Source organism: Streptomyces sp. NPDC014891 (genome assembly GCF_043081085.1).
In the GTDB taxonomy this organism is placed as follows: Bacteria; Actinomycetota; Actinomycetes; order Streptomycetales; family Streptomycetaceae; genus Streptomyces.
This window is the reverse complement of the sequence record NZ_JBIBWF010000001.1, coordinates 992,024-1,004,663: the sequence shown is the minus strand read 5'-3', so window position 1 is coordinate 1,004,663 and position 12,640 is coordinate 992,024. Positions and strand designations below refer to the sequence as shown.

Genomic DNA, 12,640 nt, shown 5'->3' with positions numbered 1-12,640 from the left:
AGAGATCGGCCGGGGAATCCCACGGCGTGGTCCTCAGAGGCGCGACAGTTCCTCGACGAGGTCGTCGAGGCCCAGGGGGCCCTGCGAGAGGGCCGCCATGTGCCAGGCCTTCGCGTCGAACGCCTCGCCGTGCGCCGCCCGCGCGTTGGCCCGGCCCAGCAGCCAGGCCCGCTCGCCCAGCTTGTAGCCGATGGCCTGGCCGGGCATCGACAGGTACCGGGTCAGCTCGCTCTCCACGAAGGACGGCGGACGGCTGCTGTGCCGCTGGAAGAACTCCTGGGCGAGCTCCGGCGTCCACCGCTCGCCCGGGTGGAAGGGGGAGTCGGCCGGGATCTCCAGCCCCAGGTGCATGCCGATGTCCACGATCACCCGGCAGGCGCGCATCATCTGCCCGTCGAGGTAGCCGAGGCGCCGCTCCGCGTCGGGCAGGAAGCCGAGCTCGTCCATGAGCCGCTCCGCGTAGAGGGCCCAGCCCTCGCAGTTGGCGCTGACCTTGCCGATGGTCGCCTGGTAGCGGGAGAGGCGGTCGGCGACGTGCACCCACTGGGCCAGCTGGAGGTGGTGGCCGGGCACGCCCTCGTGGTACCAGGTGGACACCAGGTCGTAGACCGGGAAGCGGGTCACGCCGTCGACCGGGAGCCAGGTGCGGCCGGGCCGGGAGAAGTCCTCGGACGGGCCGGTGTAGTACGGGGCGGCCGCGCCGCCCGCCGGGGCGATGCGGGACTCCACGCGGCGCACCCGGTCGGCGAGCTCGAAGTGCGTGCCGTCGAGGGCCTCGACGGCCTCGTCCATCAGCCGCTGGAGCCAGACCCGCACCTCGTCGACCCCCTCGACGTGGGTGCCGTGCTCGTCGAGGTGGGCGAGCGCCTCCCACGGGTCGGCGCCCGGGAGGATCCGCTCGGCCTCGGTCCGCATCTCGCCGAGCAGCCGGTGGTACTCGGTCCAGCCGTACGCGTAGGCCTGGTCGAGGTCCAGGTCCGTGCCGTTGAAGTACCGGGTCCAGCGCTGGTAGCGCTCGCGGCCCACCGTGTCGGGGGCGTCCGCCACGGCCGGGGCGTACACGTCGCGCATCCAGTCCCGCAGCGCCGCCACGGCCTCCGTGGCGACCCGGCCCGCCGCCGCCAGTTCGGCGCGCAGGGTCACGGGGAGGTCGGCCGGGGCCGCGCCGGCGAACTCCTCGAACCAGCCCGGCCGTCCGTCGTCCCCGCCCGCCCACTCGGTGAGCTGGCCGACGAAGGTGGCGGTGGGGCGGGGACCGCCGAAGCGCTTGTGCTCCAGGCCGAGGGCGAGCGCGGACCGGTAGCCGTACAGCGCGGCCGGGACGGCGCGGAGCCGGGTGGCGACCGCGGCCCAGTCCTCCTCGGTCTCCGTCGGCATCACCGTGAAGACGATCCGGACGCTGTGCGCGGGCGACCGCATGTTGCTGACCGTACAGAGGCCCTCCTCGGCCTCGAACATGGCGAGCTCCGCCGTCAGGCGCTCCCGGAGCAGCCGGGCGCACCGCCGCTCGGCCTCGCTGTCCGCCCCCGGCACGCGCTCCGCCGCGTCGAGCCGGTCGAGCGTCCGGCGGGCGAGCTCGGCCACCGCCCGCTGGCCGGCCGGCGAGAAGTCGGGCAGCAGTCCGGCGCTCTCCTTGACTCCCAGGTACGTACCGGTGATCGGGTCGAGGGCGATGAGTGCGTCGACGTGTTCGTCGGCGACCTGGCGGGGCAGCGGGCTGCTGGAAGTCTCTGGCATGGGGGCCATCCTGGCGTCTTCGGCACCTCGCGTCACCCTCGTCGAGGCTCAGTCGGCTGACATGGAGGGGCTCGGAGAGGGCGGCAGGAGCGGGCCGCACTCCCACTCCTGGAAGATCAGCCGCGTCTCGACGCGGGCCACCTCCCGGCGCGAGGTGAACTCGTCGAGGACGAGTCGTTGCAGGTCGGCGGGGTCCGCCACGGCCACGTGCACCAGGTAGTCGTCGGGTCCGGTCAGATGGAACAGGGCCCGGGACTCCGGCAGGCCCCGGATCCGGTCCACGAACGGACCGATCAGTTCCCGCCGGTGCGGCCGGACCTGGACGAGAAGGAGCGCTTCAAGCCCTCGGCCGAGTTTGGCCGGATCCAGTCGTAGTTGGTGTCCGAGGATCACGCCCGTGCGGCGCAGCCGCGCCACCCGGTCGAGGCAGGTGGACGGTGCCACTCCGACCTCGGCGGCGAGTTCGCGGTAGGTGGTCCGGGCGTCGTTCTGCAGGAGGCGAAGAATGTGCAGATCGACCGCGTCCAGTACGACAGAATCGGCCATCTGGCGAACGTAGCACGGCGAATTCCCGCTACTTCCCGGTATCCGTTCACAGTGCCGCCATGGACGCCATGGACTGCGGCACCTCGGCCACCCCGAGGGCGCTCGCCACCGAAGCCGTGCACGCCGGCCGCGAAGACCTCGCCTCGCTCGGTCTGCACGCCCCGCCGATCGACCTGTCCACCACCTACCCCTCGTACGACGCCCGGGCCGAGGCCGCCCGGATCGACGAGTTCGCCACCACCGGGGCCCGGCTGGACGGACCACCGGTCTACGCCCGGCTCGACAACCCGACGGTCGCCCGCTTCGAGGAGGCCCTCGCCCGACTGGAGGGCGCCGAGGCCGCCGTCGCGTTCGCCAGCGGCATGGCGGCCCTCACCGCCGTCCTCCTCGCCCGGGCGAGCCATGGGCTGCGCCATGTCGTCGCGGTCCGTCCGCTGTACGGCTGCAGCGACCACCTGCTCGACGCGGGACTGCTCGGCACCGAGGTGACCTGGACCGACCCCGCGGGGGTGGCGGACGCGATCCGGCCCGACACCGGTCTCGTCATGGTGGAGTCGCCCGCCAACCCGACCCTGGCCGAGGCCGACATCCGCGCCCTCGCCCACTCCTGCGGCTCCGTGCCGCTCCTGGTCGACAACACCTTCGCGACGCCCGTGCTCCAGCGCCCGGTCGAGCAGGGCGCCCGGATCGTCCTGCACAGCGCGACCAAGTACCTGGGCGGGCACGGCGACGTGATGGGCGGAGTCGTCGCCTGCGACGAGGAGTTCGCCCGTACCCTCCGCCAGGTCCGTTTCGCCACCGGCGGGGTGCTCCACCCGCTGGCCGGCTACCTGCTGCTGCGGGGCCTCTCCACCCTGCCGGTACGGGTCCGGGCCGCGTCCGGCACCGCGGCGGAGCTCGTCCGGCGACTCGCCACCGACCCCCGCATCGCTCAGGTCCACTACCCGCGGATCGGCGGTGCCATGATCGCCTTCGAGGTGTACGGCGACCCGCACGACGTCATCGCCGGCGTCCGGCTCATCACCCCCGCCGTCAGCCTCGGCAGCGTCGACACCCTCATCCAGCACCCGGCCTCCATCAGCCACCGCATCGTGGCCGAGGGCGACCGGCGCTCGGCGGGCGTCAGCGACCGCCTGCTGCGGATGTCGGTCGGCCTGGAGGACGTCGAGGACCTCTGGCGGGACCTGACCTGGGCGCTCAGCGCTCCGCCGGCCGCGCCCCTTCGCGCGGCTGCTCCTGCGCCGTCTCCCGGTGCCGCGGCCGGTCGGCCGGTCGCGGTGCCGAGGCCAGCCGGGCTGTGATCACCAGGGTGCCCTCCTCGATCTGGTAGTCCAGGGGCAGGTTGAGCGCCCGCATGGCGGCCACCATCCCGGTGTTGGACGACTGCGTCACGGCGTACACGCTCGCGCATCCGGCCTCCTCGGCCATCGCCACCAGCCTGCCGAGGAGCTCGGAGCCGATGCCCCGCCGCTGCCAGTCGTCCTCCACCATCAGCGCCACCTCGGTCTCGTCGCCGTCCCAGAGCAGGTGCCCGAGGGCGACGAGCCGGCCCGAGGCGGTCTGGACGGCGAGGGTGCGGCCGAAGCGGGGGCTGAGCAGGTGGTCGAGGTAGCGGTCGGCGTCGCCGACCGGGCCGTGGTAGCGCAGTCCGAGCGTGCGGGCCGAGCAGCGGTCGTGCATGGCGCGCGCGGCGGCCAGGTCGCGCCGGTCGGCCCGGCGGACGGTGATCTCGTTGCCCTCGGGGAGGGTCAGCACGTCCCGGCTGCGCGGCACGCGGGGGCCGAGCCGGGCGTCGAGCTCGACGAGGGCGCGGGCCCGGGCGAACTCCGTCGGGGTGAAGGGGAGGTAGGCGCGCTCCACGACGAGCGTGCCGCCGTGGGGGTCCCGCAGCCGCATCACGGTCTCCTCCAGCACGCCCTCGACCGGGGCGTGCTCGCCGGTGGGCCGGCCGGTGAGCGAGACGGCGGGCACGGAGTGCAGGGTGCAGCGGCCCAGGAGCTGGCGCAGCGCGAGCGGCAGCTCGGCCGCGTCGAGGGCCGTACGGGTGGCCAGGCCGAGGACCCGGGTGGGGGTGTCCACCAGGTCGTGGGCGTCGGCCCGCTCGGTCCAGGTGTCGCGGCCGCCGGCCGCGGCGGTCTCCCGGGTGAGGGCGTGGGCGGACAGGTCGGCCGGGGCCCGGAGCAGGAACTCGTCCACCGTGCCGTCGGCGAGCGGATGGGTCTGGAGGGTCAGGATGTCGACGCCCAGGCGGGCGAGGACCGTGCACAGGGCGGCGAGGCTGCCCGGGGCGTCCGCGACGGTGGTCCGCATCCGCCACAGCGTGGTCTCGACGGGCACCGCGGGCGCGGCCTCGCCGCCGGCCTCCGGCTGCTCCCCGGTGCCCGCGGGGCCGGCCGCGGCGGGGTGCCCGCCGGTGTCCCCGGCGGGCGGGGCGGGACTCGCATGGCTGCGCCTCCGCGCCCACCATGTGTGGAAGGCGGCGGTGGCGACCAGTGCGATCGCCGAGAACACCAGCAGGGAGGGGCCGTCGGGCCCCTTGGCGATGGTCTTGGCGATCGTGTCGGCCACCACCACCGCGGTGAACAGCGCGGCCAGTTCGATCAGGTCGTGCCGCCAGTGGTGCGGACGGCGGGTGCTCTTCGAGGACGTCACATCGGTCATGACCTCACTGTGACCCAACGGTGTTGCGTGATCACGAACGCTTTGTGACTGACGGGTTAAGCGCCCATCTGGCGGCTTAAAGAACGATTCAGACCGTTTCTGTCACAGGCTGATCGGCCTCCCGACGGAGTGCGCCCGACAGCCGCTTCGCCTGGACGACGAACTGCGCGGAACTCCGCGTCGACGCCAGCGCGTCCAGCCCGGCCACCTCGCCCACGGCCCGGCACCGCTCCACGCAGTCCGCCGCGACCGCGAGCACCTCGCCCAGACCCCGTACCGGCTTCTCCGCACCGAGCAGTTCCGGGAGCAGCGGCTCCAGGACCGCCCAGACCGTGCCGTACGCGCCCGTGGCCGCCGTCGTCCGCAGCGCGTCCGCCAGCCGGTTCGGCTTCACCGAACCCTCCAGCACCAGCCACGCCAGCTCCGTACCGAGCAGACGGGCGTCCAGGTCGCCCCGCGACGCGAGGACGAGCAGCGCGTCCACCGCGCGCAGCCGGTCGTCCGCGTCCGCGCAGCCCAGACCGAGCGCCAGCGCCAGATGGACGGAACGGCCCACCGGGCCCCCTGCCTCGGCGAGCGCCGTGAGCGGCTCGGTCAGGCCCCGCTGGTCGCCGTCCGTCCCCGAGGCGACCGACGACAGGACGCACGCCGCCACGAACTCACGGTCCACCGGCAGCGCCGCGGACCAGTGCGCCCGTGTGTCCAGCCAGTGGTAGCAGCGCCGCGGCGTCGCCCGCAGCTCACCGCCCAGCCAGCGGAACGCGGCCGGGAACTCCTCGCGCACCACGGCCCGCTCGTCGATCTCGACGACGATCCGTTCCGCCAGCCACCACCTCTCCGAGGCCTGGTCCTTCCCCCGGGGCAGGAACCGCACCCGCGTCCCCAGCGGCTCCTTCGTTCGCAGCCACACGGCGAGCCGCCGGCCCGCCGCCGTGCCCAGTGCCTCGGCGCGCTCGGCCGCCTCCGCCGCCGCGGCCGCCTCGCGGCCGACCCGCAGAAGCGCCTGGGCGAAGTCCGCCGGAGCCGGCTCCACCCCCGCGTCCCCGTAGGCGCGCAGCCGCTCCACCAGCACCTCCGGGGCGATCTCCCCGGTGTGCAGCGTCGGCGCGGCGAGCAGGAACGGCAGCGCGTCCGAGCCGATCAGAGCGGCCATCTCCCACAGGCGCGCCTCAAGGAGCCCCGAAAGCGCCTCGTGGTGACAGGCCGTCCGGTCGTTCCCCTTCGTGCGCCCGGAGTCCACACGCCGCCCCGGCAGCAGTCCCAGCAGCCCCGCGAGCACCACCTCCGCGTCGTGCGTGTAGTGGCTGAAGTAGTGCTCGTGGGTCCAGTGCTCCGTCGGGAACGACTCGCGGACCGCCGCCTCCAGCCCCGCCCGGTCCCGCCGCGCGAGCCGCACCAGACCGTCCAGCGTCCGCTCGAACGCCGCCGGGTCGTCGGACTGGCCCCGCGTCACCAGCTCCTCCACCAGCTCCTCCACCGAGGCCACGGGCGGAGCCACCCGCTCGCGCTCCGGCACCGGCGGCAGGATCTCCTCGTACGGGACCCCGGCGTCCGCCTCCAGATCCGCCCCGAACAGCGCGACGGCCGCCGGACGGTGCACCGGACTCAGCAGCCCGGCCTGCTCGGCGAGCTCACGGCGCACGGAGGCGTCCACCCGCCCCGCATGACGCCCCACCAGCTTCAGCGCCCGTTCCTGGATCGTGGTGTCCTCGTGCCCGAAGGCCTCCGCCACCGCCGGCAGCAGCTTCGCCGCAGCACCCGGCTCCCGCGTCAGCACCTTCCCCACCAGCGTCAACTGGGCCCGCACCAGCTTCTTCTCGGTACGGAACAGCACCCCGCCCGTCATCTCGGCCAGCGTCCCCGCCGACAGCGCGCCCTCCGCCGCGAGCCCCGCGAGCACCTCCTGGGCGTACCCCGCGACCGGGGACGGCGCGTCGGCCGTCATCCCGATCCAGTCGGGCACCCGTTCCCGGCGCTCGGCGGCGTCCGGCTCGACGAGCCGCAGCACCTCCAGCGGGAACCGCAGGTCCCGGGCCCGGCCGCCGCGCAGCAGCCGGGAGACGCACAGATCCACCACCTGGGCCCGGTCGAGCACGCCCTCCGCGACGAGCGTCGCGAGCGCGGTCGGCCAGTGCGTCGGCGCCTCCGGCCCGACCGACCAGGTCAACCGGTCGGGCGTCTCGGACATGGCGAGCGCGTGCGGCACGAGCACCGGGGTGTGCGTGTCCTCCCGGAGCCGCGCGAGCAGCCGTCCGTCGGTGATCTCCCGCGTCCAGGCGAGGACGTAGCCGTCGGTCGCCGGAACCGCGCACCCCGAGCGCTCCACGAGTCCCCGGATCAGGCCGTAACTGCTCTCCGCCACGGCCGTCCGCGCCGCCAGCCGCTGCGCCACGTCCGCCGTCCACGCCGGGTCCCGGTCTGCGAGCACCGACAGGACCAGGACGCCGTCCTCGGAGCGCCAGCTCAGCAGGTCGCGCCCGCCGAGCCAGGTCGCCGTCGCCGCCGCGCCCGTCTGACAGCCCGCGCCCGCCACGTACAGCGCCCGCCGGACGGCGGTCGCCTCGGTCCACCGCTTCCAGTCCCAGCCGCGGACCTCGGAGCGCAGGGCCTTCAGCAGGGCCAGGGCGCTCTTCCGGGCCGCGGCGTCCAGCGGCTCCAGCAGGGCCGGCACCTTGTGGGCGCGCCCCGCGCGCACCGCCGCGAGCAACCGCTCGACCGGGGTGCCCTCCTCCGTACCGTCCGCGCCCTCCGTGCCCTTCCCCGCCCCGCGCACCACCGCACTCCTCACCTTCGTCATCATGCCGCCCACCACTCTGTTCACCAGGCCGTCCGCCACCTCGGCACCCCCACCGCCCGCCGTCATCGCACCGCTCCCGCGACCGCCGCGCCCCCGCCCGCGGCACCGGCAGGCCCGGGCACCGCGCCCCGCCGGACCATCCGGACCGCCAGCGCGTGCTTGCACGGACCCCGCCGGCCCCGGTAGTCGGCCCACCACTGGCAGGTGCAGCTCAGCACCCCGTCCGACTCCCGCACCCGGTAGCGCCGCTCGCCCGAGGCCACCGTCGCCAGTGCGCCCTCGACGGTCACCGCGCCCTCCGCGACCAGCCGGCGGGCGCTCAGCAGACGCGGGTTGTGCCGCTCGGCGCGGTCCGCGTCGTACGGCAGCTCCCGGTGGAAGTACGCCGCGTCCGCCACGTCGTAGCCCACCCGCCCGGCCGTGCCGAGCCGGGTCAGGGCCGCCCGCACCCGGTCGATCGTGAGCCCGGCCTGCGCCGCGAGGTCGGCCGGGTCGATCCGGGGCTCCCAGGCGAGGAGCACCGCGACCAGCTCGGCGTCCTGCGCGGCCTCCTCCGTCGCCAGCGCCTCCAGGACCCCGCCCTCCCCGGAGAAGCCCCGGGCCGAGTCGGGAGACAGCGTCAGTGTCAGCCGCATCCCCGGCAGGAGCACCTCCCAGGCGCTCGCCGTGGCCAGGGCGCCGTCCGGCACCGGCCCGTACACCCGCAGTCCCGTCGCGTGCCGCAGCACCCGCTCCAGGGCGACCAGCCGGTCGGGCCCCGGCAGGCACACCGCGCCCGCGCCCGGCCGGGTCGTCGGCCGCAGCGTCCGGCCGGACTGGACGACCCACACGGGACCGCGCCCGCGGGCCTGGTTGCGCGGCAGGGACCGGAGGAAGCGGACGGCCTCCGCCCCGCTCAGCTCGGCCCGCAGATCGAACCGGGCGGAGGCGACCTGCGCCTCGGCGAAGCCGCGCAGCCAGCGGTCCGGCAGCGGCACCTTCTTCTCGACGACGGCGCCCGCGAGCGTGGTCACCGCCATCTCCTCCGGTCCCACCCGGAGATGCAGCGGATCGTCTCCCGTCATCCGCGACAGCGCCTCGCGCAGCGGGTTGTTGACGTCGACGTTCGTGGTGCCGTGCCCGGTCTCCGTACCGCCGAGGCCCTCGTCGAGGACGTCCAGGCGGGCGTACACCCCGCCGCAGCCGGAGAAGGACTCGAACCGCAGCCGGTCGCCGTTCCCCGTCACCACCGGGTCGAGCGAACCCGGCCGTATCCGCTGGTGGTAGCGGGCCGCGGCCACGTCGGCGACCGCGAGCAGACCGCGGGCGGCGACCTGCGGAGAGGCCAGGAAGCCGGCGAAGAAGCGGGGGTGGGCCTCGGCCCCGCGGGGCGTGAGACCCCCCGCCGTCTCCAGACCGAGCAGCCGGCCGGAGCCCGTGGACTCCAGCGCGGAAGGGCGGACATAGGCGAGTGCCTGTACGGATCGCGTCATGGGAAGGACGTTAGGACCCGCCACTGACAATCACCGTGGAGCCGGCTCCACGCCGCCCCCCGCGGCCACCGGGAACCGGCTCCGTACCCCCTCCGGCCAGGCGTCACTGCCCGACGCGACCCGGCTGCAGCACCGTGCTGAACAGCACGGTCCCGCCCTCCGCCCGCAGACGGACCGTCAGTTCCCCGCTGTGGCCGTCGATGTCGACCTCCCCGAAGTACTGCGGGCTCTCCATCGGCGACAGGTTGCCCCGCTCGGGCGCCCGGACGAACACCCGCTCCGGACCGAACGTCGCGTCCAGCGCGCTGGCCGGGAACCCGCCCGCGGCCAGCGGGCCGGAGACGAACTCCCAGAACGGCGCGAAGTCCTGGAACGCCGCCCGCTCCGGCGCGTAGTGCTGCGCGGACGTGTGGTGCACGTCCGCCGTGAGCCACAGGGTGCCGGTGATCCGCCGGTGCTTGACGAACCGCAGCAGCTCCGCGATCTGCAGCTCGCGGCCCAGGGGCGCGCCCGGATCGCCCTGCGCCACCGCCTCGATGTTCGCGCCGTCCGGGACGACCAGGCCGAGCGGCATGTCGGCCGCGAGCACCTTCCACACCGCCGTGGACGCGGCCAGCTCGCGCTTGAGCCAGGCGAGCTGCCCGGCGCCCAGGATGCCGGTCGTGTCGTCGGCCTGCCGCCCGGGCGAGTTGGCGTTCCGGTACGAGCGCATGTCGAGCACGAACACGTCGAGCAGCGGCCCGTACCGCACCACGCGGTGCATCCGGGACGTCCGCGCCCCCGCGCGCGCGTGCAGCGTCGACACCGGCGTGTACTCGCCGAAGGCGCGCAGGGCCCGCGCGACGAGCACGTCCACGTCCTTCTCCGTGTAGCGCGCGTCGTCCAGGATCTGGCCCGGGTACCAGTTGTTCCGCACCTCGTGGTCGTCCCACTGCGTCACCGTCGGCACCTGCGCGTTGAACGCCCGGACGTTGTGGTCGAGGAGGTTGTAGCGGAAGTTCCCCCGGTACTCGTCGAGGGTCTCCGCGACCTTCGACTTCTCGGGCGTCGTGACGTTCCGCCAGATCCGTCCGTCGGGCAGCGTCACACGGGGCTGGAGCGGTCCGTCGGCGTAGATCGAGTCGCCGCTGCACAGGAAGAAGTCGGGGTCGAGACGGCGCATCTCCTCGTACGCGCGGAAGCCGCCGATGTCCGGGTTGATGCCCCAGCCCTGCCCGGCGACGTCCCCCGACCAGAGGAAGCGGACGCCGTCCCGGCGCCGTTCGGGGGCGGTGCGGAAGGTGCCGGTGATCCGCTCGCCCGTCCGCCGCGGGTCGTCCGGGTCGGCGAGCGTGACCCGGTAGTGGATCTGCTCGCCGGCCGGCAGCCCCCGCAGCGGGATGGTGCCGGTGAAGTCCGTGCCCGCGCCGAGCAACGGCCCGTGGTGGCGGCGCACACGGCGGAACGACTCGCTCGCCGAGGTCTCCACGAGCATGCGCGCCGGCCGGTCCGAGCGCACCCACACCAGCCCCGAGGACGACGTGACGTCGCCCGTCTGCACGCCCCACCCGGCGCGGGGCCGGCCCGACAGCGCGAACGCCGGGGCGGCGAGCCCGGAACCGCCGAGGGCGAGCGCCGCCGACGCGGCGAGCGAACCGCGCAGCACGCCGCGGCGGGCGGGGGAGGGGGAACGGCCGGGTGCGGACTGGGACATACGGGTCCTCCGAGGGGGTCCGGGCAGGGGCGGCGGTGCGTCGCCCCATGCCTAGCGGCCGGGTGCGGCGCCCACACGAACCCCGTGTGAACACTCGCCCGGCCGCGTCACCCCCGGCCCACCGCCGCCGCCACCGCGCGGATCCCGGCCGCCACGACGGACGGGGACAGGTGCGCGTAGCCGATCACCAGCCGCACGTCCCCGTCCCCCGGCCGCGCCGTGCCGTACTCCTCCAGGGGCCGCAGCACCACCCCGGCCGCGGCCGACCGGGCCAGGAAGCGCTCCGTCGGGCCGTACCGCCCCGGTACGCGCGCGATGACGTGCAGTCCGGCCGCGATGCCGCTCACCTCCGTTCCCGGCAGGTGGTCTGCGAGGGCCGCGAGCAGGGCGTCCCGCCGTTCCCGGTAGGTGCGTTGGCAGCGGCGCAGCTGCCGGTCGTACGCGCCCCGCGTCACGAACTCCGCGAGCACCGCCTGGTCGAGCACCGGGTTGCCCAGGTCCATCGTCCGCTTGCGCTCGACGACCTCGGCCAGCAGCTCCCCGGGGACGAGCATCCAGCCGAGCCGCAGACCGGGCGCGAGCGACTTGCTGACCGAGCCCGCGTAGACCACCCGCTCGGGGTCGAGGCCCTGGAGCGCGCCGACCGGGGCCCGGTCGTACCGGAAGTCGCCGTCGTAGTCGTCCTCCAGGACGTGGCCGTCCACCGCCCGCGCCCAGGCGAGCAGCGCCGCCCGCCGCTCCGCCGACCAGCTGATCCCGGACGGGAACTGGTGCGAGGGGGTCACCACCACCGCCCGGACCCCCGAGGCGGCAAGCGGCTCCGGCCGCAGCCCCTCCCCGTCGATCGGCAGCCAGAGCGTGTCCAGGCCGGTCGAGGAGAACAGCCGCCCGTGCTCCGGGCTGCCCGGATCCTCGACGCCGATCGCGCCGTGCCCCCGCGCCCGGAGCACGAAGCCGAGCAGGGTCGAGGCCTGCGCCACACCGGAGCACACCACGAGCCGCTCCGGATCGGCCACCACGCCCCGGCGCCGGGTCAGCAGGGACGCCAGCGCCTCCCGCAGCTCGGGCAGCCCGCGCGGGTCCGGGTACCCGAGCGAGGGGTGGGGGAGCCGGGCGAGGACGGCCCGCTGGGCCGCCGACCAGGCGGACCTGGGGAAGAGCGACAGATCGGGCGTCCCCGGGCGGAAGTCCACGCGCACGCGTGGTGCCCCCGCCCCCCGCGCGTGCGGCCCGGCGCCTCCCCGCGCGTGCGTCCGGTCGCCCGTGCCCCGGGCGTCGGCGCCCCGCGTGTGCGTGGCCGGGCCGGATCCGTTGGGCGTTCCCGCTCCCCGCGTGTGCGTGCCCGGGGCGGAGCCGTCGGGCGTCCCCGCGCCCCGACCCGGTGGCGGGGCTCCGGCGCTTCCCCGCGCGGGCGTGCCGCCCGGCCGGCCCCGCGCCGCCTCGCCCACCCAGGTGCCCGCCCCGCGGTCGCTGCGGAGATAGCCCTCGGCGGTGAGCTGCTCGTACGCCTCCGTGACCAGGCCCCGCGAGACGCCCAGGTCGGCCGCGAGCGCGCGGCTCGACGGGAGCCGGGTCCCGGGCGCGAGCCGGCCGGAGCGCACCGCGTCCCGCAGCGCCTCCTGGAGGGCGCGGCCGCGCCGCCGCGCGGGGGCGGCGGCGGCCGGAACGAGCAGCTCCCAGGCCGCGTGCCCGTGGCTCGTCATCTGTGTGTGGCCCCTCTCCCCGTCCCCGGCC

General features: G+C 75.5%; 8 protein-coding genes. 1 reads left to right on the top strand and 7 read right to left on the bottom strand.

The window, feature by feature from the left end; genetic code table 11:
• Positions 1 to 33 precede the first annotated feature (33 nt).
• Complete coding sequence (locus ACF09E_RS04185) at positions 34 to 1,737, bottom strand: DUF885 domain-containing protein (protein WP_392203747.1); 1,704 nt, start codon at positions 1,735 to 1,737, stop codon at positions 34 to 36.
• 48 nt (positions 1,738 to 1,785) lie between these two features.
• Positions 1,786 to 2,283 (bottom strand): Lrp/AsnC family transcriptional regulator, encoded by a 498-nt coding sequence (locus ACF09E_RS04180; protein WP_392203746.1) that lies wholly within the window; start codon positions 2,281 to 2,283, stop codon positions 1,786 to 1,788.
• 59 nt (positions 2,284 to 2,342) lie between these two features.
• On the opposite strand from ACF09E_RS04180, the gene ACF09E_RS04175 reads away from it, so the two are divergent.
• Positions 2,343 to 3,584 carry a trans-sulfuration enzyme family protein gene (locus ACF09E_RS04175; protein ID WP_392203745.1) on the top strand — a complete coding sequence of 414 codons (1,242 nt, stop codon included), beginning with the start codon at positions 2,343 to 2,345 and terminating at the stop codon, positions 3,582 to 3,584.
• Here ACF09E_RS04175 and ACF09E_RS04170 read toward each other — a convergent pair.
• The 5 genes from ACF09E_RS04170 to ACF09E_RS04150 form a co-directional block, all read right to left on the bottom strand.
• Entirely contained in the window at positions 3,481 to 4,944 is a 1,464-nt protein-coding gene (locus ACF09E_RS04170; protein ID WP_392203744.1) for a GNAT family N-acetyltransferase, read from the bottom strand. The genes ACF09E_RS04175 and ACF09E_RS04170 overlap by 104 nt on opposite strands.
• Positions 4,945 to 5,032: 88 nt before the next feature.
• Positions 5,033 to 7,765, bottom strand: coding sequence for a DUF6493 family protein (locus tag ACF09E_RS04165; protein WP_392203743.1), 2,733 nt, complete (start codon positions 7,763 to 7,765; stop codon positions 5,033 to 5,035).
• A 38-nt stretch (positions 7,766 to 7,803) separates the two neighbouring features.
• Entirely contained in the window at positions 7,804 to 9,213 is a 1,410-nt protein-coding gene (locus ACF09E_RS04160; RefSeq protein ID WP_392203742.1) for an SWIM zinc finger family protein, read from the bottom strand.
• Between the two features lie 103 nt (positions 9,214 to 9,316).
• Positions 9,317 to 10,906 carry an alkaline phosphatase D family protein gene (locus tag ACF09E_RS04155; protein WP_392203741.1) on the bottom strand — a complete coding sequence of 530 codons (1,590 nt, stop codon included), beginning with the start codon at positions 10,904 to 10,906 and terminating at the stop codon, positions 9,317 to 9,319.
• A 107-nt stretch (positions 10,907 to 11,013) separates the two neighbouring features.
• A complete protein-coding gene (locus tag ACF09E_RS04150) occupies positions 11,014 to 12,609 on the bottom strand; it encodes a PLP-dependent aminotransferase family protein (protein ID WP_392203740.1) in 1,596 nt (531 codons plus the stop codon).
• Positions 12,610 to 12,640: the final 31 nt, after the last annotated feature.

Excerpts from the sequence above, each read along its gene's own strand:
- ACF09E_RS04185 (WP_392203747.1), bottom strand. The coding sequence starts at position 1,737 with ATGCCAGAGACTTCCAGCAGCCCGCTGCCCCGCCAGGTCGCCGACGAA.
- ACF09E_RS04180 (WP_392203746.1), bottom strand. The coding sequence starts at position 2,283 with ATGGCCGATTCTGTCGTACTGGACGCGGTCGATCTGCACATTCTTCGC.
- ACF09E_RS04175 (WP_392203745.1), top strand. The coding sequence starts at position 2,343 with ATGGACGCCATGGACTGCGGCACCTCGGCCACCCCGAGGGCGCTCGCC.
- ACF09E_RS04170 (WP_392203744.1), bottom strand. The coding sequence starts at position 4,944 with ATGACCGATGTGACGTCCTCGAAGAGCACCCGCCGTCCGCACCACTGG.
- ACF09E_RS04160 (WP_392203742.1), bottom strand. The coding sequence starts at position 9,213 with ATGACGCGATCCGTACAGGCACTCGCCTATGTCCGCCCTTCCGCGCTG.
- ACF09E_RS04155 (WP_392203741.1), bottom strand. The coding sequence starts at position 10,906 with ATGTCCCAGTCCGCACCCGGCCGTTCCCCCTCCCCCGCCCGCCGCGGC.
- ACF09E_RS04150 (WP_392203740.1), bottom strand. The coding sequence starts at position 12,609 with ATGACGAGCCACGGGCACGCGGCCTGGGAGCTGCTCGTTCCGGCCGCC.